General features: G+C 64.7%; 25 protein-coding genes. 11 read left to right on the top strand and 14 right to left on the bottom strand.

The annotated features are described in order from the left end of the window. Positions 1-42: 42 nt before the first annotated feature. From lnt to PPA02S_RS12295, 8 genes are all read right to left on the bottom strand, one after another. On the bottom strand, positions 43-1,560 hold the full coding sequence (lnt, locus tag PPA02S_RS12330) for an apolipoprotein N-acyltransferase (RefSeq protein ID WP_028632741.1): 1,518 nt from the start codon (positions 1,558-1,560) through the stop codon (positions 43-45). Positions 1,561-1,568: 8 nt separating this feature from the next. Then, entirely contained in the window at positions 1,569-2,408 is an 840-nt protein-coding gene (locus PPA02S_RS12325) for a CorC family transporter (protein ID WP_028632740.1), read from the bottom strand. Between the two features lie 25 nt (positions 2,409-2,433). Next, on the bottom strand, positions 2,434-2,907 hold the full coding sequence (ybeY, locus tag PPA02S_RS12320) for an rRNA maturation RNase YbeY (RefSeq protein ID WP_028632739.1): 474 nt from the start codon (positions 2,905-2,907) through the stop codon (positions 2,434-2,436). Then, positions 2,900-3,898 (bottom strand): PhoH family protein, encoded by a 999-nt coding sequence (locus PPA02S_RS12315; protein WP_028632738.1) that lies wholly within the window; start codon positions 3,896-3,898, stop codon positions 2,900-2,902. Before PPA02S_RS12315 ends, ybeY begins: the two co-directional genes overlap by 8 nt. 100 nt (positions 3,899-3,998) lie before the next feature. Next, positions 3,999-4,544 (bottom strand): tetratricopeptide repeat protein, encoded by a 546-nt coding sequence (locus PPA02S_RS12310; protein ID WP_028632737.1) that lies wholly within the window; start codon positions 4,542-4,544, stop codon positions 3,999-4,001. Between the two features lie 189 nt (positions 4,545-4,733). Then, complete coding sequence (gene hemL, locus PPA02S_RS12305; protein WP_028632736.1) at positions 4,734-6,017, bottom strand: glutamate-1-semialdehyde 2,1-aminomutase; 1,284 nt, start codon at positions 6,015-6,017, stop codon at positions 4,734-4,736. 16 nt (positions 6,018-6,033) lie between these two features. Continuing rightward, the gene (gene thiE, locus PPA02S_RS12300; RefSeq protein ID WP_028632735.1) at positions 6,034-6,657 is read right to left on the bottom strand and encodes a thiamine phosphate synthase; all 624 of its coding nucleotides are present in this window, start codon (positions 6,655-6,657) and stop codon (positions 6,034-6,036) included. Positions 6,658-6,670: 13 nt separating this feature from the next. Continuing rightward, a complete protein-coding gene (locus tag PPA02S_RS12295; RefSeq protein ID WP_028632734.1) occupies positions 6,671-7,468 on the bottom strand; it encodes a hydroxymethylpyrimidine/phosphomethylpyrimidine kinase in 798 nt (265 codons plus the stop codon). A 256-nt stretch (positions 7,469-7,724) separates the two neighbouring features. Between PPA02S_RS12295 and PPA02S_RS12290 the strand changes: the two genes are divergently transcribed. From PPA02S_RS12290 to PPA02S_RS12275, 4 genes are all read left to right on the top strand, one after another. Beyond that, entirely contained in the window at positions 7,725-9,713 is a 1,989-nt protein-coding gene (locus PPA02S_RS12290; RefSeq protein ID WP_028632733.1) for a sensor histidine kinase, read from the top strand. A 119-nt stretch (positions 9,714-9,832) separates the two neighbouring features. Then, complete coding sequence (locus PPA02S_RS12285; RefSeq protein WP_028632732.1) at positions 9,833-11,485, top strand: acyl-CoA dehydrogenase family protein; 1,653 nt, start codon at positions 9,833-9,835, stop codon at positions 11,483-11,485. A 148-nt stretch (positions 11,486-11,633) separates the two neighbouring features. Further along, entirely contained in the window at positions 11,634-13,097 is a 1,464-nt protein-coding gene (gene amn, locus PPA02S_RS12280; protein WP_028632731.1) for an AMP nucleosidase, read from the top strand. A 6-nt stretch (positions 13,098-13,103) separates the two neighbouring features. After that, positions 13,104-13,736: a pseudouridine synthase gene (locus PPA02S_RS12275; RefSeq protein WP_028632730.1), complete on the top strand. Its 633-nt coding sequence runs from the start codon at positions 13,104-13,106 to the stop codon at positions 13,734-13,736. A 3-nt stretch (positions 13,737-13,739) separates the two neighbouring features. On the opposite strand, the gene PPA02S_RS12270 is transcribed toward PPA02S_RS12275, so the two are convergent. Beyond that, positions 13,740-13,943 (bottom strand): DUF2788 domain-containing protein, encoded by a 204-nt coding sequence (locus PPA02S_RS12270; RefSeq protein ID WP_028632729.1) that lies wholly within the window; start codon positions 13,941-13,943, stop codon positions 13,740-13,742. A gap of 54 nt (positions 13,944-13,997) precedes the next feature. Further along, positions 13,998-14,474 carry an Lrp/AsnC family transcriptional regulator gene (locus tag PPA02S_RS12265; protein WP_028632728.1) on the bottom strand — a complete coding sequence of 159 codons (477 nt, stop codon included), beginning with the start codon at positions 14,472-14,474 and terminating at the stop codon, positions 13,998-14,000. 397 nt (positions 14,475-14,871) lie between these two features. Here PPA02S_RS12265 and PPA02S_RS12260 point away from each other — a divergent pair, with 397 nt between their 5' ends. Further along, positions 14,872-15,732 carry a DUF6515 family protein gene (locus PPA02S_RS12260; RefSeq protein WP_028632727.1) on the top strand — a complete coding sequence of 287 codons (861 nt, stop codon included), beginning with the start codon at positions 14,872-14,874 and terminating at the stop codon, positions 15,730-15,732. 10 nt (positions 15,733-15,742) lie between these two features. On the opposite strand, the gene PPA02S_RS12255 is transcribed toward PPA02S_RS12260, so the two are convergent. Both PPA02S_RS12255 and pmcY read right to left on the bottom strand, forming a co-directional pair. Continuing rightward, a complete protein-coding gene (locus PPA02S_RS12255) occupies positions 15,743-16,612 on the bottom strand; it encodes a cation diffusion facilitator family transporter (protein ID WP_028632726.1) in 870 nt (289 codons plus the stop codon). Between the two features lie 17 nt (positions 16,613-16,629). Then, positions 16,630-17,049 (bottom strand): periplasmic Zn2+ metallochaperone PmcY, encoded by a 420-nt coding sequence (gene pmcY / locus PPA02S_RS12250; protein WP_028632725.1) that lies wholly within the window; start codon positions 17,047-17,049, stop codon positions 16,630-16,632. A 116-nt stretch (positions 17,050-17,165) separates the two neighbouring features. On the opposite strand from pmcY, the gene hrpB reads away from it, so the two are divergent. After that, entirely contained in the window at positions 17,166-19,694 is a 2,529-nt protein-coding gene (gene hrpB / locus PPA02S_RS12245; protein WP_028632724.1) for an ATP-dependent helicase HrpB, read from the top strand. 32 nt (positions 19,695-19,726) lie between these two features. Here hrpB and PPA02S_RS12240 read toward each other — a convergent pair whose 3' ends face one another. Beyond that, entirely contained in the window at positions 19,727-20,218 is a 492-nt protein-coding gene (locus PPA02S_RS12240; RefSeq protein WP_028632723.1) for a hypothetical protein, read from the bottom strand. A gap of 86 nt (positions 20,219-20,304) precedes the next feature. Then, positions 20,305-20,961 (bottom strand): YciC family protein, encoded by a 657-nt coding sequence (locus PPA02S_RS12235; RefSeq protein ID WP_028632722.1) that lies wholly within the window; start codon positions 20,959-20,961, stop codon positions 20,305-20,307. Positions 20,962-21,126: 165 nt separating this feature from the next. On the opposite strand from PPA02S_RS12235, the gene PPA02S_RS12230 reads away from it, so the two are divergent. From PPA02S_RS12230 to rhlE1, 5 genes are all read left to right on the top strand, one after another. Beyond that, a complete protein-coding gene (locus tag PPA02S_RS12230; RefSeq protein WP_028632721.1) occupies positions 21,127-21,894 on the top strand; it encodes a DUF2076 domain-containing protein in 768 nt (255 codons plus the stop codon). A gap of 77 nt (positions 21,895-21,971) precedes the next feature. Continuing rightward, on the top strand, positions 21,972-22,451 hold the full coding sequence (locus PPA02S_RS12225) for a LabA-like NYN domain-containing protein (RefSeq protein ID WP_028632720.1): 480 nt from the start codon (positions 21,972-21,974) through the stop codon (positions 22,449-22,451). Positions 22,452-22,458: 7 nt separating this feature from the next. After that, on the top strand, positions 22,459-23,064 hold the full coding sequence (locus PPA02S_RS12220) for a 3'-5' exonuclease (RefSeq protein ID WP_028632719.1): 606 nt from the start codon (positions 22,459-22,461) through the stop codon (positions 23,062-23,064). Positions 23,065-23,166: 102 nt separating this feature from the next. Continuing rightward, on the top strand, positions 23,167-24,075 hold the full coding sequence (yedA, locus tag PPA02S_RS12215; protein WP_028632718.1) for a drug/metabolite exporter YedA: 909 nt from the start codon (positions 23,167-23,169) through the stop codon (positions 24,073-24,075). A 55-nt stretch (positions 24,076-24,130) separates the two neighbouring features. After that, complete coding sequence (gene rhlE1 / locus PPA02S_RS12210; protein ID WP_028632717.1) at positions 24,131-25,462, top strand: RNA helicase RhlE1; 1,332 nt, start codon at positions 24,131-24,133, stop codon at positions 25,460-25,462. Positions 25,463-25,468 lie beyond the last annotated feature (6 nt).

Below are 25,468 nucleotides of genomic sequence, written 5' to 3'. Positions count from 1 at the left end.
CATCGCGAGCTGCGCTAGCTCCTACATTTTTTGGGTGCAGGTTTAGACAGCCCTGGCAACCCGCCCGGCCAGCAGCGCCCAGCCCAGCAGCAGGCCGCACACGATTGCCAATGGCCATGAGCGCCACTGCAGGTACGGCGTGAGCTGCTGCATCGGCACCACTTCGCCATACATCACCGCCTGCTGGAACTGAGGCACCTGGGCTGTGATGCGGCCATATGGGTCAATCAGGGCCGTGACGCCGTTGTTGGTGGCACGGATCATCCAGCGCCCGGCTTCGAGTGCGCGCATCTGGGCCATCTGCAGGTGTTGCAGCGGGCCGATGGAGGTGCCGAACCAGGTGTCGTTGCTGATGGTCAGCAGCAGGTCGCTGCGCGCGGCAAGGCCTGCGGCGAACTCCGGGTAGACCACTTCGTAGCAGATGTAAGGTGCAATCTGGTAACCCTTGGCCTGCAGCAAAGCCTGGTCTTCCGGCCCGCGAGCGAAGTCGGACATGGGCAGGTTGAAGAACTCGATCAGGCCACGCAGCATGTCCTGCAGCGGCACGTATTCACCAAATGGCACCAGCTTCTGCTTGAGGTACGTACCGTCACCCTCGCCAGCAACCGTAATGCCATTGAAATAGCGGCGCTGGCGGTGCACCACCTCGCGCACCGGCACCCCGGTGATCAGCGCCGAATGACGTTCGGCGGCAAAGCGGCCCATCATGTCGATGTAGCCCTGGGCCTGGTCCTTGAGCACCGGCACTGCGGTTTCCGGCCATATCAGCAGGTCCACTGGCCGGGAGCTGAAGCTCAGGTCACGGTACAGCGCCAGTTGCGCGTCGATGTGTGCGGGGTCCCATTTGACGTCTTGCTCGACGTTGCCCTGGATGGCAGCCACCTTCAGTGGGTCGCCTGCCGGGGTAGTCCAGGCGTGGCCTTTAAGCGCCAGGCCAAGGCCCCAGGGGGTGAGCAGCAGCACGCACGCTATAGCCAGGAATGCCGGGCGCGCACGCAGGCGGTGCAGGTTGCACAACAGCGCAGCTGTCAAAGCCAGGGTGAACGAGACCAGCCACACGCCGCCGAGCGGTGCCAGGCCTGCGAGTGGGCCGTCCAGCTGGCTGTAACCCGCGTAAAGCCACGGGAAGCCAGTGAGAAACCAGCCACGGAAGGCCTCTTGCACCAGCCACAATGCCGCGAAGCACAGGGCATCGGCCAACGGTGCCTCGTTGCGCCGCAGCCACCGGGCCCACAACCAGGTGGGCAAGGCGAAAAACCAGGCCAGGGCGGCAAAGAATGCCAGCAGCAAGGCGATCGCCAGCACCGGCGAAGCGCCGCCGTAGGTGGTCATGCTGACGTAGATCCACCAGGTGCCGGCCCCGTACAGGCCAAAGCCGAACCACCAGCCGCGCCACAGGGCCTGGCGCGGGCTGAGCTCGCGCAGGCCCAGGTAGAGCACCGCTATGGACAGCAGCGCCAGCGGCCAGATATCGAAGGGCGCCAGCGCCAGCAGGGTGGAAGCACCGGCCGCCAGGGCCAGCAGGTTACCGGGCCAGCCGGGGCGGGTGATCCAGTGCATGTTTGTCCTTAACGGTTGATCGGGGTCAGGCGTAGCAGGTGTATGCGCCGGCTGTCGGCATTCAGGACACGGAACTTGTACGAGCCGATTTCGGTGGTCTCGTTACGTTTGGGCAAGTGCCCGAACGCACTCATGACCAGGCCGCCGACCGTATCGAACTCGTCATCGGAGAAGCCGCTGTCGAAGAATTCGTTGAAGTTCTCGATGGGCGTCAGCGCCTTGACCAGGAAGTCGCCGCTGGGCAGCGGTTTGATGTAGCTGTCTTCCTCGACGTCGTGCTCGTCTTCGATATCGCCGACGATCTGTTCCAGCACATCCTCAATGGTGACCAGACCGGCCACGCCACCATACTCATCGATGACGATGGCCATGTGGTTGTGGTTGGCGCGGAATTCACGCAGCAGCACGTTCAGGCGCTTGGACTCCGGCACGAAGGTGGCAGGGCGCAGCAGGTCCTTGATATTGAAGCTGTCGCCATTCTCTTTGAGAATCAGCGGCAGCAGGTCTTTGGCGAGCAGCACGCCCAGCACATCGTCGTGGCTTTCGCCGATGACCGGGTAGCGCGAGTGCGCCGCATCAATCACTGCCGGCAGGAATTCGCGCGGCGACTGGCCCGCCCGGATGCTGTTCATCTGCGAGCGCGGCACCATGATGTCGCGTACCTGCAGGTCGGCCACCTGGATGGCGCCCTCGACGATAGTCAGCGCTTCGCTGTCCAGCAGTTTGTTCTGGTGGGCTTCGCGCAGCAGCTCTAGGAGCTCCTGGCGGTTTTTCGGCTCATGGGCAAAAGCCTGGGTCAGTTTGCCCAGCCAGGACTTTTGCCCGTTGCTCGATCGATCTTCGCTCATGGCGGTTCTCGTGATCCTTGGTGTATCAGTGTGTGATTGAGTCGGTTTCATCGTCGGCATACGGGTCGGGGTGACCCAGTTCCGCCAGCAAATCCCGTTCCAGGCCTTCCATTTCTTCGGCCTCGTCATCGTCGATGTGGTCGTAGCCGAGCAGGTGCAGGCAGCCGTGGATGACCAGGTGCGCCCAGTGGGCCTCCAGCGGCTTGCCTTGTTCGGCAGCCTCACGTTCGACTACGGGCACGCAAATGACCAGGTCGCCCAGCAGCGGGATATCGAGCAGGTCATCGGGCACGTCTGCAGGGAACGACAGCACGTTGGTGGCGTAGTCTTTGTGCCGGTACGTGTGATTGAGTTCCCGCCCTTCGGCTTCGTCGACCAGACGAATGGTCATCTCGGAATCGGCCTGGCGCTGACGCAAGGCAAGTTCGCACCAGCGGCGGAACGCCGCGTCATCCGGGGCGGCCGCGTCGGTCGCCCGTTGCATGTCCAGTTCAAGCATCTTTGCCAGGCGCCTCGGGCTTGGCCTGGCGGGCGTCGAAGCGGTCGTAGGCTTCGACGATGCGCTGTACCAGTGGGTGACGGACCACGTCCTTGGGCTGGAAGTGGGTAAAGCTGATACCCGGTACGTCCCTGAGCACCTCGATCACGTGGGCCAGGCCCGACTTGGTGCCACGCGGCAGGTCTACCTGGGTGATGTCACCGGTAATCACCGCCGTTGAACCGAAGCCGATACGGGTAAGGAACATTTTCATCTGTTCGAGCGTGGTGTTCTGGCTTTCGTCGAGGATGATGAAGCTGTTGTTCAAGGTGCGCCCGCGCATGTAGGCCAGCGGAGCGATCTCGATCACCTGGCGTTCGATCAGCTTGGCCACATGCTCGAAACCCAGCATCTCATACAGTGCGTCGTAGAGCGGTCGCAGGTACGGGTCGATCTTCTGCGCCAGGTCACCCGGCAGGAAGCCGAGCTTCTCGCCGGCCTCAACCGCCGGACGTACCAGCAGGATGCGCCGCACCTGTTCACGCTCCAGGGCGTCGACAGCGCAGGCGACGGCCAGGTAAGTCTTGCCAGTGCCCGCCGGGCCGATGCCGAAGTTGATGTCGTTGGCCAGAATTTCCTTCACGTAGCGCTGCTGATTGACGCCACGGGGGCGGATATTGCCCTTGCGTGTGCGCAGCGAAACGCTGACCTCGTTGACCGCCGGGTTGTCGATGTTCTCGACGGCCGATTCCTGCAGGTACAGGTGCACGGTCTCCGGTGACAGCTCGGTGGCCTTGGTTTCACGGTAAAGACGGCGCAGCAGCTGCTCGGCAGCGCTGGTGGTCTTGGGGTCGCCGATCAGTTCGAACTGATTGCCGCGGTTGCGGATCTCGATGGCCAGGCGTTGTTCGATCAGGCGCAGATGCTCGTCGAACTGGCCACACAAGTTGGCGAAACGGGGGGCCTCGAAGGGCTCGAGGATGAAACGATGGGGTTCTATGGGTGCGTTCAAGGTCTTTTTTAGCCGCTCGACGGCAATGGGTGTGAGCCCAAGAATAACCCTTGAATGGCAGTGGCGAAAGCCCCGATCGGCGCTGCCGGCTATGCAGCACTCAGGGCAATGGCGAGAACGGAGAGCGGCCGTCGGCGTTCTGCAGTTCCAGCAAATACTTGCGGAAGATCTGGCCGAGTACCTGAGTGGCGTGTTCCAGCTCGTCGCGGGGCATCTGCTCGGTGACCTCGTCGGCCATGTCCAGGGCATCTTCAGCGCCGTTGACCGCCGCCATCTTCAGCAGGATGTAGGCCTGCACGTTGTTGGCCTTGACCCCTTCACCACGGAAGAACATGGCACCCAGGCGGTACTGGGCTTCGGCATGACCCTGCAGCGACGCTTTCTGGAACCAGTCCAGTGCCTTGTTCAGGTCTTTGGGGGCCTGGGTGTAGTAATGCTCGCCCAGTTCGAACTGCGCCTGGGCATCCCCTGCGGTCGCGGTCTGCTCACAAGCCTTGAGTGCATTTGCCAGGTCTTCAGGCTGCACATTCAACGTGCAGCGCCCCGTTGCCGGGATAAGCAACGAGTTACCGCCCTCCGCCAGGGCCAGCAGGGGCTGAAGAAGCAGCAGGCAGCCCAGGGTGAGGGCGCGGCCGGTGCGGTTCATGGGGATCGACTTACCTCTGCAAAGCTGCGGCCAATGTCTCTGGTGGCACATTATGGGATAAGCAGCGCCAACCTTACAAAGTTTTACTGGAATTTATCTCGGGTTGGGGAAGTCGGCTGATTGTGCGCGGTGTTGATTGCCGGTAATGGCCCCCTCCAGCACCTGTGCGGGGCCATTACCGGCGCTGCATCACTTCAGCGCGGCAAAGGCCTTCTCAGCCGCATCCAGGGTAATTTGCAGCTCCTTGTCGCCATGGGCGATGGAGGTGAAGCCTGCCTCAAACGCGCTCGGGGCCAGGTACACGCCGCCGTCGAGCATCAGGTGGAAGAAGCGCTTGAAGCGCTCTGCATCGCTGGCCATCACGTCTTCGAACGTGACGATGTCGTCGGCGCCGCTGAAGTACAGGCCGAACATGGCACCCGCCTGGGTGGTGACGAACGGCACACCTGCGGCATCGGCGCGTTGCTGCAGGCCGTCCAGCATGCGGGTGGTGTAGTCGGTCAGCTCTGCGTGGAAGCCCGGGCGGCTGATGAGGTTGAGGGTGGTCAGGCCGGCGGCCATCGCCAGCGGGTTGCCCGACAGCGTGCCTGCCTGGTAAACCGGGCCGAGGGGGGCGATGCAGCCCATGATTTCGCGTTTGCCGCCAAAGCAGCCGACGGGCATGCCGCCGCCGACGATCTTGCCGAAGGTGGACAGGTCGGGGGTGATGCCGTAGTGGCCCTGGGCGCCGCCCAGCGAGACACGAAAGCCCGTCATCACTTCGTCGAAGATCAGTACCACACCGTGCTTGTCGCACTGCTCACGCAGGCCTTCGAGGAAGCCCGAGGCCGGCGGTACACAGTTCATGTTGCCGGCAACCGGCTCGACGATGATGCAGGCGACGGTCTGGCCGACTTCGGCGAGGGTTTTTTCGACCGCAGCGATATCATTGAACGGCAGGGTCAGGGTGTGCTTGGCGAAATCGGCCGGCACGCCCGCCGAGCTTGGCACGCCCTGGGTGAGCAGGCCGGAACCGGCCTTGACCAGCAGGCTGTCGGAGTGGCCGTGGTAGCAGCCTTCGAACTTGATGATGGCATCGCGACCGGTGTAGCCACGGGCCAGGCGGATGGCGCTCATGGTCGCTTCGGTGCCCGAGCTGACCATGCGTACCATTTCCATGGACGGTACCAGGGCGCAGACCAGGTCGGCCATTTCGGTTTCCATGGCGGTAGGGGCGCCGTAGGACAAGCCATGTTCCAGCTGGCGGCGTACGGCATCCAGCACGTCGGGGTGGCCGTGGCCAAGAATCATCGGGCCCCAGGAACCTACATAGTCGACGTAGCGCTTGTCATCCTCGTCTACGACGTAGGCACCTTCGGCGTGCTTGAAGAACAGCGGCGTACCGCCAACGCTTTTGAAGGCGCGCACGGGCGAGTTGACGCCCCCGGGGATGTGCTTCTGGGCTTGGGCGAACAGGGCTTCGGAACGGGACATGGAAGGCTCTCTCGAATCAGGATGCGAACAAGGCATTGAAGGCGCGGGCGCGGCGGGTGACTTCCTGCGCGCTATCGGCGCCGAACAGGCCGTGGATCACCGCCAGCAGGTCGGCGCCATGGGCAACCAGCGGGGCGGCATTGTCGAGGGTGATGCCGCCGATCACCGTGATCGGCAGCTTCACCTGGGTGCGCGCCTGTTCCAGCAGGCTGAGGCTGGCAGCGGGTGCACCCGGTTTGGTGGTGGAGTTGAAGAAGCGGCCAAAGGCGACATAACTGGCCCCTTCGCTGGCCGCCTGGGCAGCGAGGTCCAGGCTGGCATGGCAGGTAGAACCGATGATTGCCTGGCGGCCCAGCAAGGCGCGGGCCGGCGTCAGTGGGCCATCGGTCTGGCCCAGGTGCACACCGACACCCAGGCGTGCAGCCAGTTCGGCATCGTCATTGATGATCAGTTGGGTGCCGTAACGCTCGCACAGGGTTTTCAGGGCCTCGGCCTCCCGCAGTCGGCGTGCGTCGTCGTCGCCCTTGTCACGGTACTGCAGCAGGCACACACCGCCTTCGAGGGCGGCTTGCACATGGCTGAGAAAACGCCCGGCGAGCAGCTGGCTGTCGGTGATGGCGTACAGGCCCCGTAGTTTCATCGAACACCTCGTGTCAGGAGCAGAAGTCCAGCGGCAGGCGGCGCGGCACGTACTGGCCCTTGCCCAGCTGTTCTGCATCGCGCAGCGTGCGCCAGGTGTAGTCCAGGGCGCTGCGCACAGCGCTGTCCAGCTGTTCGCCCAAGGCCAGGCGGCCGGTCAGGGCGCTGGCCAGGGTGCAGCCCGAACCATGGTAGCTGCCCGGCAGACGCTGGCAGGTCCAGGTGTGGTGCTGGCCGTCACGGCTGTACAGGCGGTTGTGGATTTCGGCTTCGTCGCCGTGGCCGCCGGTAATCAGCACGTGCTTGCAGAACTGCAGCAGTTTGTCTGCGCACTCATCGGCGCTGCCCTCGGGCAGTTCGGCAAGAATACGCGCCTCTGGCAGGTTGGGCGTGGCGATGGTTGCCAATGGCAACAGGCGCTCGCGCAGGGCATAACCCACCTCGTCCTTGCCCAGCCGCCCGCCGCCGCCCGCGCGCAGTACCGGGTCGCACACCAGCGGCAGGTGCGGGTGCGCGGCCAGCAGTTCGGCGACGGTGTCGACCATCTCGATAGAGCCGAGCATGCCCAGCTTCACGGCGGCCACCTGGGAGTCGGCCAGCACGGCATTGGCCTGGGCCAGCACCCATGCGCGGTCGAGCACGCGGAAGTCGGAAACGTTGACGGTATCCTGCACAGTCAGGGCGGTCACCGCGGGCGCGGCGTGGCAGCCTTGGGCGAGCAGGGCTTCGATGTCTGCCTGCAGGCCGGCGCCGCCACTGGGGTCGTGGCCGGAGAGACAGAGGACAACGGGGCGGGAGGCGTAGGTATTCATGGTCGGCGAGCTTACCACCAAAGCGGTTTGAGGGGCTGCCCCAGGCGCGGGTTTAGTTGTGTCAGGGTAAGGACTGTAGTTGATAATGGCCTGTAAGCACTGTTCTAGAGAGGCTTCTTCAGTGTTGCCTGCGGCAGCCTGACGCAGGTGTGCTAGAGTGCGCGCATCATTCGATCAATGGGTACTGCCGGCTCACGTCGTCTCAAACGGAAAGGAGGCGAACACGACGCGACTGGCCAGGCCATGCTGGGGCTGTATGCGCTATTTGCTGATTGTGTTGCTGGGTTTGCTGCCGGTGCTTGCCGGGGCGGTGGACTTCGCCGATACCACCCGTCACTTGCCTTTGGGCAAGGTCATGCAGGTGTATGAAGACCCGGACGGCAGTGCCAGCATCGCGCAGGTCAGCGCACCTGGCTTCGCCCAGCACTTTCGCCCACACCAGCAAGCGGTGATGAACGCCGGCTATTCCACTTCGGTGTTCTGGCTCAAGCTTGAGCTGCGGCCCCTCGCGCAGGGCGCTGTCACGCCACGCCAGTGGTTGCTGGAACTCGCCTACCCGCCGCTCGATTACCTTGAACTGTACGTTGCCAACCCCGACGGGCATTTTCAGCTGGCTCAGCGCACGGGCGATGCCTTGCCTTACGACAGCCGCCAGATCCGCCAGAGCAACTACCTGTTCAGCCTGCAGTTGCCACCTGGGCAGGCCACCACTGTCTACTTGCGCCTGCACAGCCAGGGTTCGGTACAGGCGCCGCTGGCCCTGTGGGCGCCGGAGGCCTATCTGGAGGCGCAGCCCAGCCATTTCTACGTGCTGGGCATGATCTATGGCGTGCTGTTGGTGATGCTGGTGTACAACCTGTTCATTTACCTGAGCGTGCGCGATGTCAGTTACCTGTACTACATCCTGTATATCGCTTCGTTCGGGTTGTACCAGGTGTCGGTCAACGGTGCGGGCATTGCCTACCTGTGGCCAAACAGCCCTTGGTGGGCGAATGCCTGTACGCCGCTGTTCATCGGCGCTGCCGGGCTGTTTGGCTGCCAGTTCGCCCGGCACTTTTTGCAACTGCGCACCATCAGTCCGCGGTTTGACCGGCTGTTGCAGGCATTGATGCTGGGCGGCGCAGGGGTGATGGTGCTGGCCGTGACCCTGCGCTACGGCATCGCGTTGCGCATGGCAACGGCGCTGGCACTGCTGTTCACGGTGAGCATTTTCAGCGCCGGGCTGTATGCCTGGTGGCGTGGTTTGCGGGTGGCGCGGTGGTTCATCATCGCCTGGACGGCGTTTTTGCTGGGTGGGCTGGTCAACACGCTCATGGTCCTGGGTTACCTGCCGAACCTGTTCATTACCATGTACGCCAGCCAGCTGGGTTCGGCGCTGGAGGTGGCGTTGCTGTCGCTGGCGTTGGCCGACCGCATCAACAGCCTGCGCAATCAGCAGGCGCAGGCCCTGCGTGACACCGGCCGCACGCTGGAGCAAGTCAACCAGCAGTTAGCCACCAGTAACCGGCTGAAGGATGAGTTTCTGGCCAGCGTTACCCATGAACTGCGCACGCCCATGAATGGTGTGATCGGCTCGCTGGAGTTGATGCAGACCCTGCCGATGGACGCCGAAATGGCCCATTACCACCGCACTGCCGTGTGGTCGGCGCAGGGCATGATGGACCTGGTGGATGCCATTCTCACCCTGTCTGAACTGCAGGCAGGCTGCCTGCGCGCGCACCCCGCGCCGTTCAGCCTGCGCGCACTGCTGCAGGGCTTGCGTGCAGGGTATGCGGGGCGGGCGTTGAGCAAGGGGCTGTACCTGAGCCTGGACATTCCCGCCGACATCCCGGATGAGCTGCTGGGTGACGCGCAAAAGCTGGCCCGTTGCCTGGGTTGCCTGGTGGACAACGGGTTGAAGTTCACCCACCAGGGCGGTGTGACGGTTCAGGTGCGTGGGCGCCGTGTGGGGCCGAGGGATCTGGCGTTGAGCTTTACCGTGAGCGACAGCGGCATTGGCTTCGATGATCTGGAGCAGTCGACCCTGTACCAGCGCTTCTTCCAGGTGGATGGGTCGATGACCCGGCGCTATGGCGGGCTGGGTATCGGGCTGTCGATCTGCCGGCAGATGGGCGAGTTGCTGGGCGCACGGTTGGCCCATGAGTCCACACGTGGGCTAGGGAGCCGGTTTGAGTTGAGTGTGAACATGGCGATTTCGCAGGTGCAGATGAGCCCGGATATCCGGCAGGCGCGGCGCTTGCCCTGAGGGTACGGGGTTGGGCGGCGCGCTTCTCTGAACGCTGCAAAACGTGCGGCGAGCTTTGATTCCCCCGCAACCAGTGCTTCACTGGTTCTCTCAAGCCTACCCGGATCCAGGAGCCCTCCATGAACCTGCACCAGTACGCTGAAACCCACGAAGTCACCAACCAGCCCCCACCCCTGGATGGCGCCAACCTCTACCGCCTCGACCTGCCGCTTCAGGAGTGGTCCAGGCGTTACGGGGCGGGCTGGGCCGAGTCGCGGATCGATACCTACGGCGCGCTGGCCGGTGGGCCATTGATGCAGGCAGGTTTCCTGGCCAACGCGCACAAACCCGAATTCAGCAGCCATGACCGCTATGGCCACCGTATCGACCTGGTCGAATTCCACCCGGCCTACCATGAACTGATGCGCACCGCCGTCGAGCATGGCCTGCCTTCGCTGCCTTGGGCCGAACCCCGCCCCGGCGCCCACGTGGCGCGCGCCTCGATGACCTACCTGCACAGCCAGGCCGAGGCGGGCAGCGGTTGCCCGCTGACCATGACCTTCGCTGCCGTTCCGGCGCTGCGGCTGCAACCCGAGCTGGCCGAGTACTGGCTGCCGAAGATCCTGGCCTGCCAGTACGACCCGCGCAATGTCGGCGACCGGCACAAGGCAGGCGTCACCCTGGGCATGGCCATGACCGAAAAGCAGGGGGGGACCGATGTGCGCGCCAACACCACCCGGGCTTACCCGGTGGGGGCGCCGGGGCCGGGCCAGCCTTATGAGCTGGTTGGCCACAAATGGTTTTGTTCGGCGCCGATGTGCGATGCCTTCCTCACCTTGGCGCAAACCGAGAAAGGCCTCAGTTGCTTCCTGTTGCCGCGCCATCGCCCGGACGACAACCGCAACCAGTTCTATATCCAGCGGCTCAAGAACAAGCTGGGCAATTGCGCCAATGCCTCCAGCGAGGTCGAATTCCGGGGGGCGCTGGCGTGGATGGTCGGCGAAGAGGGGCGGGGTGTGCCGACCATCATCGAAATGGTGGCGATGACGCGCTTCGACTGCATGGTTGGCTCCAGCGCCCTGATGCGCCAGGCACTGACCCAGGCTGCCCACCACTGTGCGCATCGCAAGGTGGGCGGGCGGTTGCTGAACGCCCAGCCATTGATGCAGAACGTGCTGGCCGACCTGGCGCTGGAAAGCGAAGCCGCGCTGGCCTTGAGCCTGCGCATGGGGCAGGCACTGGAGCAACTGGATGACCCGCAGCAGGCTCATTTTGCACGGCTGGTCACGGCAGTGGGCAAATACTGGCTGTGCAAACGCGCCCCCGGCATGATCAACGAAGCGGCCGAATGCCTGGGCGGTGCCGGTTATGTGGAAGACAGCATCCTGCCGCGGCTGTACCGCGAAGCGCCAGTGAACTCGACCTGGGAAGGCTCGGGCAACGTGCAATGCCTGGACGTGCTGCGGGCCTTGTCCAAGGAGCCGGGCGTGCTGGATGCGCTGTTTACAGAACTGGGCGATGGCCATGGCGACCCTCGCCTGGCGGCGCATATCGGCAACCTGAAGGCCGCGTTTACCGACACCGGTGACCTGCAGTACCGGGCGCGGCAGCTGACTGAAGACATTGCCCTGGCGCTGCAGGCCAAGCTGTTACTACAGGCGGGTAACGCGGTGGTCAGCGATGCGTTCATCGGTAGCCGCCTGGCAGGCAGTGGGCGGGCGTACGGGGCGCTGCCGCGGGGGGCCGATGTGGAGGCGTTGGTGGCAAGGGCCACGCCAGCCTGGGTGGGATGAACGGGCTGTTCTGAGGGTGGGCACGGGTTTACAGGTGCGGTGCTGAGCTCAAGGGGGGCGAATGGGTGCAACACCGATCAATGGGGGTGTATTTGCCCAAGAAGGCAGGCAAGATGATTCCCATGCATGTCCAGACAGGAAGCACAGTGTGAGCCAAGCGTTTGAAGTCGTTGATACTCCCGAACAGGCCGTCGATCGTCTGGCGGCCTTGCACGAGCAGGCCACCAGTGCCCTCAGCCAGGCCCTGAAACGTTACCTGAAGGACCGTACCGAGCCCGATGCCCAGGCGCGTGACCTGTTCCGCTACCCGGCGTTGCGCCTGACCTACTACAGCCACGGCGAAGTCGCGGCCACCACGCGTGCCTACGCCAAGGTGCAGGTGGCCGGTACCTACAGCGTCACCATCACCCAGCCGGCTGCGTTTCGCGGTTACCTGCTGGAGCAACTGCGCCCATTGATGCACGACTACACCGTCACGGTGGAGGTGGGCGTCAGCGAGCAGAGCATCCCGTACCCCTACGTGGTCGACCAGGGCGATGAACTGGCGGGCAGCGGCATTACCGCGGCGCAACTGGCGCGGGTGTTCCCCAGCACCGACCTGTCTGCTGCCACTGACAACATCGCCGACGGCCTGTACGACTGGGACAGTACCGATACCTTGCCCCTGGCGCTGTTCGACGCGACGCGCGTCGATTTCTCGCTGCGCCGGCTGGTGCACTACACCGGCAGCGACTGGCGCCATGTGCAGCCCTGGATCCTGCTGACCAACTACCACCGCTATGTGGACCAGTTCATCAGCCACGGTCTGGACCAACTGCGCGATGACCCGCGCTTCGTGCGCATGGTGCTGCCCGGCAACGTGGTGATCGAAAAGGCCATGGACCATGGCGAGGCGCAGGCCCTGGTGGCCGGCGTGGTGTGGCACCGCTACCAGATGCCGGCTTACCACCTGATCGCCGAAGACGGCGATGGCATCACCCTGGTCAACATCGGTGTAGGCCCGTCCAATGCCAAGAACATCACCGACCACCTGGCCGTGCTGCGCCCGCACTGCTGGCTGATGATCGGCCACTGTGGCGGCCTGCGCCAGTCGCAGACCATCGGTGATTACGTACTGGCCCATGCCTACATGCGCCGTGACGGCATCCTGGACCGGGTAGTACCGCCGAATATTCCGATCCCTGCCCTGGCCGAGGTGCAAATGGCCTTGCAGGAGGCGGCTGCGCAGGTGACCGGCGAACGCGGCGAGCAGTTGAAGAAGCGCCTGCGTACCGGCACCGTGCTGACCTACGACGACCGCAACTGGGAGCTGCGCTGGGCCCAGGAGCGGCCGCTGATCAACCTGTCCCGGGCCGTGGCCGTGGACATGGAAAGCGGCACCATCGCCGCCCAGGGTTACCGCCTGCGGGTGCCTTACGGCACGCTGCTGTGCGTGTCGGACAAGCCGCTGCACAGCGAAATCAAGCTGCCGGGTTCGGCCAACGCGTTCTACAACCGCGCCGTCAGCCAGCACCTGAAGATCGGTATCGCTGCGCTGGACCTGCTGCGCACCGAGCTCAACTCGCTGCACTCGCGTAAACTGCGCAGCTTCGATGAGCCGCCGTTCCGCTGAGGGTCCATGTCACTGCCACCCCGTTCCAAGCCGCGCCGCCCCCAGGCGCGGCCTGCTCCCGGCCCCCGTCGCCAGGCCAAGGCGCCACCGGCCGAGCCGCGGCTGATCCTGTTCAACAAGCCCTTCGATGTGTTGACGCAGTTCAGCGACGGTGAAGGCCGTGCCACGCTCAAGGACTTCATCGACATACCCGGTGTATACCCGGCCGGGCGCCTGGACCGGGACAGCGAAGGCTTGCTGCTGCTGACCAACGACGGCAGCCTGCAGGCGCGAATCGCCGACCCCAGGCACAAGCTGGCCAAGACCTACTGGGTACAGGTAGAGGGTGAGCCCAACGACGAGCAGTTGCAGCGCTTGCGCGAGGGGGTGCAGTTGAATGATGGGCTCACGCTGCCCGCCGAGGCGCGCCGCCTGGAAGAGCCACCGCTGTGGCCGCGCAACCCGCCGGTGCGCTTTCGCAAGAGCGTGCCCACCCACTGGCTAGAGCTGGTGATCCGCGAAGGCCGTAACCGCCAGGTACGGCGGATGACGGCAGCTGTAGGGCTACCCACCTTGCGCCTGGTGCGGGTACGCATCGGTGACTGGACACTGGATGGCCTGGAGCAGGGTTGCTGGCGTGAAGTGGCGCCGGCCCTTTAACGCTCAGACGCCCTCGAGAAAGCCCACCACCACGCTTTTGATCACGAAGGCCAGCACGCCCAGCCCCAGCACGAAGAACAGGATGAAGGTGCCGAACCGTCCGGCCTTGGATTTCTTGGCCAGGTCCCACACGATGAACCCCATGAAACCGATCAACACGGTGACTAGGATGATCATCATCCATTCTTCGAATACGGCAGGATCCATCAGGGTTCTCCAGGCAGGCTGAGCGGGCGATTATACGCCCAGGCTCAACGGCATCTACCGCAGGTGGGTCAATGGAAGCTCGGTACTGGCCAGTACCTGGTTCAGCACGAAGCTCGAGCGCACGCTGGTAACGCCTTCGATCCGCGTTAGGCTGCCCAGCAACAGCTTCTGGTAATGGTCCATGTCGGGCACCACCACTTTGAGCTGGTAGTCGGCATCCATACCGGTCACCAGGCTGCATTCGAGCACTTGCGGCAGGTTGCGGATGGCCGCCTCGAAGGTTTCGAAACGTTCGGGCGTGTGCCGGTCCATGCCGATCAGCACGTAGGCGGTCAGGCTCAGGCCCAGCTTCTTGCGGTCGAGCAAGGCCACCTGCCGGGCGATGTAGCCATCGTCCTCCAGCTGTTTGACCCGACGCGAGCAGGGCGAGGGCGATAGGCCGATGCGCTCGGCCAGTTCCTGGTTGGAGATGCGGGCATCGCGCTGCAATTCGGCGAGGATGCTCAGGTCGTAGCGGTCGAGTTTGCTCACGTGTTGATCCTTTTCTTTTCAGATTGCGGCGAATTATCAATCCAGGGTAAAAAATTGCGCAAGTGCTATTTATCCGAGCAATCTTCGCAATCCTGTGCCGCCTCTGCCCCGGTATCTTTATCAACAGAATCACTGCCCGGACATCAGTCCACGGCGACGCGCCCTAGGCGGGCGGTCGCGGCCAGCCATCCAACAGGATGTGCCAGGTCCCCGGGCTACGCACCCTCCAGAAGACGGTGTGAGGTGAGCCGGGGCCACAAGCGCCGAGCACGGACGACAATTCCTGAAGGGAGGCCCCAGTGGCCTCCCTTTTTTCATGGTCGCAAATTTAATGGGCCTGCCCGGCTGGCGCGGTAGACTGTCGTCGCTAGCCGTTTTTTCAACCGAGAGGCATACCATGAAGTCGCGTATTCGGCTGTGGGCAAGTGTAGGTTTGCTGGGCTTGGGCGTCAGCCTGGGCGCTGTGGCCGCCGGGCCGGGCGAGGGCCCGGGCGCACCCGGCCCGCAGCCACCTGGTGAGGCTGGGCCCGGCGCTGCGCCTGCCCCTGCGCCAGGGCGGGCGCTGAATTCACGCGATGAAGTGCAGCAAACCCAGCCGCCACGCCCGGGCTATTACCAGGATATTCCGCGGCGCCACGGCGATGACCGGCCGTGGCGTGGCGATGGCCCTGGCCGTGGGCCTGGTGAAGGCTGGCATGGCCGGCCCGACGGGCAGGGCAGCGGTTGGGGCCCTGGGCCGCGGTACCGGCCGGGGCAGACCGTGGAGCGCTTTCCTGACCAGTACTGGAAGGTGCCCTACGGCGGCCGGGACTACTTCTACTCAGGCGGGTATTGGTACCGCCCACACGGCAGGGAATACATCGTGGTGGCACCGCCCCACGGGGTGCGTGTGGACTACCTGCCGCCCTATGCCCGGGAGGTGACACGGGACGGCGCACTGTTCTACCTGGTGGCCGATACCTACTACCAATACCTGGATGACAGCCGCCAGTACGTGGTGGTCAACCCACCTGCCGTCGCGCCGCCGCCTGGGCCTGGGCCGGCAGAACAAGGCGGGTACGACGTGGTGGCCTACCCGATGTACGGCCAGGGCCCGCAGCAGCAGGAGCAGGACCGTTACCAGTGCCATCGCTGGGCAGTCAGCCAGTCAGGCTTCGACCCCGCCACCGCAGCCTATGCGCCCCCGGCACCGGTTGTGGATAACTACCGCCGGGCGCTGGGCGCCTGCTTCAGCGGCAGGGGTTACAGCATCAACTGAGGCGTGCCCGTCAAAGAGGGTCGGCGTGCACGATCACATCCGCCTTCGGGTAATGCTGGCGGATCACCTCCGAGGCCTGCACGCACAAGCTGTGGGCCTGGTGCAGAGGCAACTGGCCGGGCAGTTCGATGTGCAACTGCACGAACCACTGGTTGCCTGACATGCGCGTGCGCAGGTCGTGCACCCCCTGTACCCCGTCGATAGCCAGCACTCGGCGGGCCATGTCATCGCTGACATCACCCGGCAGCTCCTGGTCCATGAGGATGGCCGTGCTTTCACGGGCAATCTGCAAGGCGCTCCACAAGATGTAGAAAGCGATGCCCAGGCCGAACAAGGCGTCAAGTTGTGGCCAGCCGAAACGGGCCAGCAGCAATGCCAGCAGGATGCTGCCGTTGAGCAGCAGGTCGGAGCGGTAATGCAGCGAGTCGGCGCGCACTGCCGTGGAGCCCGTCACCCGTATGACCTTGCGCTGCAAGGCGAGCAACGCGACCGTGAGTGCCAGCGACAACAGCATCACGGCGATACCCACGGCCGTGTCACCCAAGGGTTGCGGTGCCTGCAGGCGCTCGACCGCCTGCAGGCCGATCAGCACCGCACTGCCGCCGATGAACAGCGCCTGTGCAATGCCGGCCAGGGCTTCGGCCTTGCCATGGCCGAAACGGTGGTCGTCATCGGCGGGCCGCAGCGCATAGTGCACGGCCAGCAGGTTGAGGAAGGAAGCCACTGCATCCAGTGCCGAGTCGGTCAGCCCGGCCAGCAGGCTGACCGAACCGCTCAGCCACCAGGCCAGCGCCTTGCTCACCACCAGAATGCTGGCTACCGCCAACGAGGCGCGGGTAGCCAGGCGCAGCAGGCGCTGGTGTTCGGCCGGGGTCGTCATGGCAGGGCCTCGCGGGGTCAGGCCGCAGGTGCGAGGCCCAGGCTGGCCAGCTGCTCCGCGCTGCCGCGGTGCTGGATAAGCCGTGGGTCGTCCAGCGGCAGGCGCTGGCCCAGTTCGCTTTCAAGAATGGCTTGCAGCTTCAGGTTGTCCACCTTGCCATCCGGGGTGACGGCATTACGCAGCTTGGCGGGGTCTACATGGGCGGTTTGGCCGCGCGGGTAGTAGATGGCACCGGTGGCGAAGTCGACGCCAAAGGCGACCAGCCCCGGGATTACGTAGAACAGAATGCCGATGGCATCGAGCACGGCAATGGCCGGGTCGACCTTGCCGTCGATCTGGCCGCGACGGTCTGGGTAGAAAATCGTGCCGCAAGCTGTCAGCTGGGTCAGCAGGGTGACGACGAGGGCGCCACCGATTACGCGGGATGGGATGCGCATGTAGATCTCCGGAGGGCATTCAGCAGGGCAGGCAAGGCGCCCGCAACCAACAGCTAAGACCATGATAGAGCAGGGTCGGTTCGCCGTTATACTCGCGTCTCTGTTCGAGGGCCACCATGATTTCTTTACCGATCGATGCCGTTTTGCCTGCGCTGCGCCAGGCCTTGCAAGCCCGTGATGAAGCGGTGCTCGAAGCACCGCCCGGCGCCGGCAAGACCACCCGTGTGCCGCTGGCATTGCTGAATGAACCCTGGCTGGGCACCCAGAAGATCTTGATGCTCGAACCGCGCCGCCTGGCAGCTCGGGCTGCTGCCGAGCGGTTGGCCAGCGAGCTGGGGGAAAAGGTGGGCGAAACGGTGGGCTACCGCATTCGGCTGGACAGCAAGGTAGGGCCTGCGACGCGCATCGAAGTGGTGACCGAGGGCATCCTGACCCGCCGCTTGCAGGCCGACCCCGCGTTGGAGGGGGTGGGGTTGCTGATTTTCGACGAATTCCACGAGCGCAGCCTGGATGCCGACCTGGCCCTGGCCCTTGGCCTGAACGGTCGGGAGCTACTGCGTGACGACCCGCCGCTGAAGATTCTGCTGATGTCGGCCACCCTTGAAGGGGAGCGCCTGTCTCGGCTGTTGGGCGATGCGCCGGTGGTCAGCAGCCAGGGGCGCATGTACCCCGTGGACATCCGCTGGGGGCGGCCGTTTCAGCCGGGTGAGTTCATCGAGCCTCGGGTCGTCGACAGTGTGCTCAATGCCCTGGCCGACCAGGCCGGCAGCCTGCTGGTCTTTCTGCCGGGGCAGGCGGAGATCCGCCGCGTCCATCAGAGCCTGGAGGAGGCCTTGGCGGATCGCCCCGAGGTTTTGCTGTGCCCGTTGCACGGTGAACTGGACCTCAGTGCCCAGCGGGCAGCGATCAACCCAGCCCCGGACGGGCGACGCAAAGTGGTGCTGGCAACCAATATCGCCGAAACCAGCCTGACCATCGAAGGCGTACGCGTGGTCATTGATGCCGGGCTGTCGCGGGTGCCGCGCTTCGACCCAGGCAGCGGCATGACCCGCCTGGATACCCAGCGCATTTCCCGCGCCAGTGCTACCCAGCGTGCGGGCCGCGCCGGCCGCCTGGAGCCCGGGGTGTGCTACCGCCTGTGGTCCGAGGCCCAGCACGACCAACTGGCCGCCTATGGCAGTGCGGAGATTCTGCAGGCCGACCTGGCTGGCCTGGCCTTGCAACTGGCCCGGTGGGGCGTGACACCTGGCCAACTGTGCTGGCTCGACCAGCCGCCCACCGCTGCGTTCGCCCAGGCTCAGGACCTGCTGCAGCGGCTGGGGGCGTTCAAACCGGGCAGCCAGGGCCACCTTGGTGAGCACGGCCAGGCGATGGCCGAGTTGCCCGCACACCCACGCATCGCTCACCTGCTGCTGCGCGGGCAAGCCCTGGGGTTGTCGCGCATGGCCTGTGACGTGGCCGCGCTGCTGGGGGAGCGGGATATCCAGCGCGGCGGCGGTGCAGACCTGCACAGTCGGCTGGCGCTGGTCAGCGGTGAGCACAACGCCGGCCGTAGTGGCCAGGGCGGCGTTCAACGTGCCCGGCAGCTGTCGCGCCAGTACCGTAACCTCTTGCAAGGTAATGCCCGTCACGCCGTGGCTGACCCCGATCATCCGCGCTGGTTGGGCGCGCTGCTGGCATGCGCCTACCCCGACCGCATTGCTCAGCAGCGCCGCGAAGGCAGTGCGGAGTACCGGCTGGCGAATGGCCGTGCCGCCCTGTTTGCCGAAAGTGACGCGCTGATGAAATGCCCGTGGCTGGTGGTCGCGGACCTGGGCAGCCGCCAGGGCCAGCGGGAGGAACGGATCTACCTGGCTGCCGAGTTCGACCCCGCCCTGCTGGACGATGTGCTGGCCGACCAGGTGCAGCGGGTGGACGTTCTCGATTGGGATGAGCGCGAGCAGGTGTTGCGTGCCGAGCGGCAAGTGAAAGTGGGGGAGCTCATACTCAGCCGCGAACCGCTGCCTGGCCTGGACGACGACGCACGCGCCCGGGCATTGCTTGGGCTGGTGCGGCGCAAGGGCTTGAACCTGTTGCCCTGGACCCCTGACCTGCGCCAGTGGCAAGCCCGGGTGGCGTTGTTGCGCCAACTGGACATGGCCCAGAGCGCGAGCAGCGAATGGCCGGACCTCACCGACCAGGCCTTGCTCGACGGCCTTGAAGACTGGCTACAGCCCTATCTGGGTAAAGTCTCGCGTTTGAGCCATTTTGCTGCCCTGGACTTGCCAGCGCTGCTGCGCAACCTGTTGCCATGGCCGCTGCCACAGCGGCTGGAAGAGCAGGCCCCGGCCCACCTGCGTGTACCGTCAGGTTCCAGTATTCGCCTGGACTACAGCGAGCACCCGCCGATTCTGGCCGTACGGCTGCAGGAGCTGTTCGGCCTGGCGGACACCCCACGCATTGCCAATGGCCGCCAGCAGGTGAAGCTGCACCTGCTTTCGCCTGCACGGCGGCCCGTGCAGGTGACGCAGGACCTGGCCAACTTCTGGCGTACAACCTATGCCGAGGTGAAAAAGGACCTGAAGGGGCGGTACCCCAAGCATTACTGGCCAGACGACCCTTTGGTGGCCGAGGCGACAGCGCGGGCCAAGCCGCGAGGAACGTGAACCGGGAGGGGCCGCAAGGGGGCCCCGACCCCTCAACCCTCCTGCCTGAGCAAGAAGTTGTACACATCCCCTTCCTCCACGTTCAGCAACGCCACCCAGTCACCGCTGTGGTGCGGCGTGTCCTTGATAGCCCCCACACGGTACCCGCGGTGGTCGCGCAAGTGGCAGACAAGCCCTTCGTCAGTCTGGCGCAGCGGTTCGATCTTCCAGGGATCCGTTACTTCGGCATGCCAGTAGAAGCCCAGGTAGCCATTACGGCTCACCCCCAGTTTCTTGGTTTGTGGGCGCCCTGGAACCGTAATGTTGTAGTGCAGGCGGTCATCGGTAGCTGAAAGGTAATGGAAGTCCATCAGTGGTGAGTCTTGCCGCCCACCGGCTTGCAGCCAGTCATCCTCAGGGGTCACGCCCCAGCTGAACTTGTCTGAACTGCGGCTGAGGCGCAGTGGCACAGTGCTGTTGGCTACACGCATGTAGAGCCGGGCGCGAAACGAACGGGCGAAATGTGCCTCAATGGCGCTATCCATAGGGGGTTCCTCGAAAGCCTGTTGGAGATAGGCACGCTAATGCAGCGTGCCAAACCCCAGCAGGCCGAAGGCTTTCCCTTGTCGCCTCACGCTGCCTGCTGGCCCTCCAGCAGCATGAACAGCCGGTACAGCACCACGGTGCTGTACAACTGCAGGAAGCCGCTGAGGCTGTCCATGATCAGCTCTGTGCCAGGGGACGGGTCGGGCAGGGCCAGCAGCATCAGCCCATCGATCAGCCAGATTGGTGCCAGTGCACCGACCATGCACACCAGAATGCGCATGAAATGGCCCGTGGTCATGCGGGCGCTCTCGCGCATGGCCTGCACTGTCGGCAGGCCGCGCAGTACCAGCAGGTATTCGGCGAACACCAGGTTCACCATGATCCACACACCCGGAATGACGAACAGGGCCAGGCCCGCCATGATCAACAGCGAGCTGATCAGAATCAGCAGCGCCAGCGGCGGCCACAGTTGCACGGCGCGGGCGAGCAGGTCGCGGTTGGCCACCACCTGGCCGTTGCTGCGGGTGTCGAGAAACAGGATCAGTGCGGCGCTGTACAGCGGGTAGCACAGCAAGCTGATCAGCATGCCGTAGGCCGGTGAAGCCTGGTCGCCCAGCTGGCGGTACAGCAGTTGAGTGATCAGGGCTTCCAGCACCACCAGTGGCAAACACAGTGGCAGGATGGCGCCGAGGTGGCGGTAAAAGAAACTCAGGGAGTCGCGCAGGACGCTCAGCGGATTCATCGGTCAACATCGCATGGCAATTGAAACAGGGCGGTAACTTTAGCCCAAAGCACGCCTGGAGCTGTCACTTGCTGAAAAAAGTTTCACGGCGCAGGTGATTGAATCAGGCGCCGTCACGCCCCATCTTTGAGGCTGTCCGTTGCCCTGCTACCCACGAGGTCGCCCATGAATACCGAAGAACAAACCCTGATCGATGGCCTGTTTGGCCGCATCAAGCAAGCCGAGGACCCGAACCAGCCTCGCGATGCCCAGGCCATGGCCTGCATCGAAGCGCACCTGCGTCAGCAGCCGGCGGCGCCGTACTACATGGCCCAGGCGATTCTGGTACAAGAGGCTGCCATCAAGCAGCTGGACGAGCAGAACAAGCAGCTGCAGGCCGAGCTCAAGCAAGCGCGCGCCCAGGCCGAGGCTGCGCAGGCAGGCAATGCCGCGCCTAGCTCGGGTGGCGGCGGTTTTCTGTCGAGCATCTTTGGCACGGGCGGGCGCAGTGCAGCCCCGGCTGCGCAGCCGCAACGGCCTGCTGCGGCCCCCGTGGCACCGTCCGCTGGGGGCTGGCGCGAGCCGTCGGCCCCAGGCTTTTCTCAGCCGCAGGCCCAGCAACCTGGTGTTGGCGCGGCCCCTGCCCCTGCCCGCAGTGGTGCCAGCAGCTTCCTGGGCGGCGCCATGCAGACCGCCGCGGGTGTAGCGGGCGGCGTGTTGCTGGCGCAAGGCATCAGCAGCCTGTTCAACCACAACTCGCAGCCTGAAGAGGTGGTCGAGGTAATCAAGGAAGAACCGTCACCGGCCAGCGACAATGGTGGCTGGAACGACCAGGGTGGTCAGCAGCAGGTGGCCGACAATGGCGGCTGGGGCAGTGATCAGGGCGGTTACTCCGATGCCGACTACGGCAGCGACGAGGGCGGGTTCTTCGACGACGACGACTCCTACGTCTGACAGGTCTGGCATACTGCTGGCTTGTGTGGGGGGTGCATGGCGCCCTCCTGTCATTGAGCCAGACCAGAGGTGCCGAGGTGAAGAAGATCGCGCTGTTCGCCGATGTGCAGAACCTCTACTACACCGTGCGCCAGGCCCACGGTTGCCATTTCAACTACACCGCCTTGTGGAACCAGGTCAGCCGTGAAGGCCAGATCGTCGAGGCGTTCGCCTACGCCATCGACCGTGGCGACAGCAAGCAGCAACAGTTCCAGCAGATCTTGCGCAACCTCGGCTTCGAGGTACGTCTGAAGCCCTACATTCAGCGCAGCGACGGCTCGGCCAAGGGCGACTGGGATGTGGGGATCACCCTGGATGTGATCGATGCGGCCAGCCGTGTAGACCAAGTGGTACTGGCGTCAGGCGATGGGGATTTCGACCTGCTGCTGGAGCGTGTCATCCAGCGCCACGGCGCCGACGCTGTGGTGTATGGTGTGCCCGGGCTGACAGCCTTGTCACTGATCCGCGCCGCCACCCGCTATGTGCCCATCGAGGGCGCGCTGTTGCTCAAACACTAGGTTTTCCATGGAACGTATTGCTGTCATCGACTTTGAAACCACCGGCATATCCCCGGGTACTGGCTGCCGCGCCACCGAAGTGGCGGTGGTGATGCTGGAGCGCGGCCGCATCGTGGCGCGTTATCAAAGCCTGATGAATGCCGGCGTGCCGGTGCCTGCCTTCGTTGCCGGCCTCACGGGCATCACCACGGCCATGGTGCGCCAGGCGCCACCGGTGGACCTGGTGATGAACGAAGTCGCCGAATTCGTGGGGGCCACGCCATTGCTGGCCCACAATGCCTCCTTCGACCAGAAGTTCTGGGACTACGAGCTGGGCCGCATCGGCCGTAGCCGCAGCCAGTCGTTCGCCTGCTCCCTGTTGCTGTCGCGGCGCTTGTTGCCAGCGGCGCCCAACCACAAACTGGGCACCCTGACCCGCTGGGCCGGGCTGCCGCAAACCGGCACCGCTCACCGGGCCATGGCCGATGCCGAGATGGCCGCCAACCTGCTGCAACACCTGGCGGGTGTGCTGCGCCAGAGCCATGGTGTGCAACAGCTGTCCCACGACCTGCTGTGCCGCCTGCAGAAAACGCCCGCTGCCAAGGTTCGCGAGGCGTTGGCCAGGTACTGCTGAAAACAGCCAAGTGTGCTGCTGATTTCACCCCGCTCTGTAACGTAGCGCGCCCAGCGGGCTCCGTTACACTGCACCACCCGTAAACGGATTTCGAGTGTGCCCATGCCTGCCCCCCGTCGCTTTCCTCTGGTGCTGATCGGCGCCTTCCTGGCCTTGTACCTGGTGTGGGGTTCCACTTACCTGTTCATCCGCATCGGTGTGGAAAGCTGGCCGCCGATGCTCATGGCGGGTGTGCGCTTTGTGATCGCCGGTAGCCTGTTGTATGGCTTCATGCGCTGGCGCGGAGCCCCCGCGCCAACGTGGGTACAGTGGCGGGCAGCGGGCGCCGTCGGCTTCCTGCTGCTCAGCTGTGGCAACGGTGCGGTGACTGTGGCCGAGCATGCCGGGGTGGCGTCCGGGGTGGCCGCGCTGGCGGTGGCAACCGTACCGCTGTTCACCTTGCTGTTCGGCCTGATGTTCGGCTATCGCAACTCCACGCTGGAATGGGCAGGCATCGCGCTGGGGCTGCTGGGTATCGCACTGTTGAACCTGGGGTCCAACCTGCAGGCCAGCCCGATGGGCGCGGCTTTGCTGATTTTTGCGGCAGCGTCCTGGGCGTTTGGCTCGGTGTGGAGCAAGCGCCTGCCGATGCCCCAGGGGCCTATGGCCAGTGCTGCGCAGATGTTGGTTGGCGGCGCTGTGCTGCTGGTGGGCAGCCTGCTGTCGGGCGAGCGCATGACGCACATGCCTACCGTTGCTGGCTGGGGGGCGCTGGCGTATCTGGTGTTTTTCGGCTCCATTCTGGCGTTCAGCGCCTACCTGTACCTGCTCAAGCATGTACGCCCGGCGGCCGCCACCAGCTATGCCTACGTCAACCCGGCGGTCGCCGTGCTGTTGGGCATCGCCTTTGCCGGGGAGCACATTGGTGCCGAGGAGTGCGTGGCGATGGCCGTGATCATCGGGGCGGTGGTGCTGATCGGCCTGCCGCAGTGGCGCAAGGCGCCTCCGGCTACCGGTGAAACCTGCAAGTAGGCCGGGGTGATGCGGTAGACTTGCCGCCTTCGCTGAACCCCCTGATGGTATTGCCATGAATTTCGCCAAACTCGGCCTGATCGAACCGCTGCTGCGCACCCTGCAGCAACTGGACTACACCACCCCCACCCCGGTGCAGGCCAAGGCCATCCCCGCCGTGCTGGCCGGTCGCGACCTGATGGCCGCGGCCCAGACCGGCACCGGCAAGACCGCAGGCTTTGCCCTGCCTGTGCTGCAGCGCCTGGCGCTGGAAGGCGACAAGGTCGCGCCCAACTCGATTCGCGCCCTGGTGCTGGTGCCCACCCGCGAACTGGCTGAGCAGGTGCACAACAACGTGCGCGAATATGCCGAAAACCTGCCCCTGAGTACCTATGCCGTGTACGGCGGGGTCAGTATCAACCCGCAGATGATGCGCCTGCGCCGTGGTGTCGACGTGCTGGTGGCCACCCCTGGCCGGCTGCTCGACCTGTTCCGCCAGAATGCAGTGAAGTTCAACCAGGTACAGACGCTGGTGCTGGACGAAGCGGACCGCATGCTTGACCTGGGGTTTGCCGAAGAACTGCAATCGGTCTACGCCGCACTGCCGCGCAAGCGCCAGACCCTGCTGTTTTCGGCCACGTTCTCGGACCAGATCCGCATGCTGGCGGGGCTCGCCCTGAATGATCCGCTGAGCATCGAGGTAAGCCCGCGCAACGCCACGGCTGCCAGCGTCAAGCAGTGGGTGGTGCCGGTGGACAAGAAGCGCAAGCCGGACCTGTTCTGCCACCTGCTGCGCAAGCAGCGCTGGAAGCAGGTGCTGGTCTTCGCCAAGACCCGTAACGGCGTCGATCAGCTGGTTGAGCGGCTGCTGGCCGAGGGCGTGAATGCCGATGGCATCCACGGTGACCGGCCACAGGCGACGCGCCAGCGTGCGCTGGACAGTTTCAAGGCACGTGAGGTGCAGGTACTGGTGGCCACTGATGTAGCCGCCCGTGGCCTGGACATCGATGACCTGCCGCTGGTGGTCAACCTGGACCTGCCCATCGTTGCGGAGGATTACGTCCACCGCATTGGCCGTACCGGGCGCGCCGGCAACACCGGTGAGGCGATTTCGCTGGTGTGTGCAGACGAGGTGCAACTGCTGGGCGCCATTGAAGTGCTGACCCGGCAAAGCCTGCCGCGTCACGAGGAGCCGGATTTTATCCCCGAGCACCGGGTACCGTTGACCGATGCCAGTGGCCAGGTGATCAAGAAGCCGAAAAAACCCAAAAAGCCCAAGGAAACCAGCGCCAAGCGCGGTTTGGGCCGCTGGATGGACAGTGCCGAGGCGGGCAGTGCGCAACCGGCAGTGAAGGCTGTGCGCAAGGTGCCCAGCTTCAACGGCGGCCCCCGCAAGCGCAAGCCCTGACCCTGT

The organism is Pseudomonas parafulva NBRC 16636 = DSM 17004, assembly GCF_000730645.1.
GTDB lineage: Bacteria > Pseudomonadota > Gammaproteobacteria > Pseudomonadales > Pseudomonadaceae > Aquipseudomonas > Aquipseudomonas parafulva.
The sequence above is the reverse complement of the archived record's forward strand: the minus strand, read 5'-3'. Positions and strand labels throughout refer to the sequence as shown.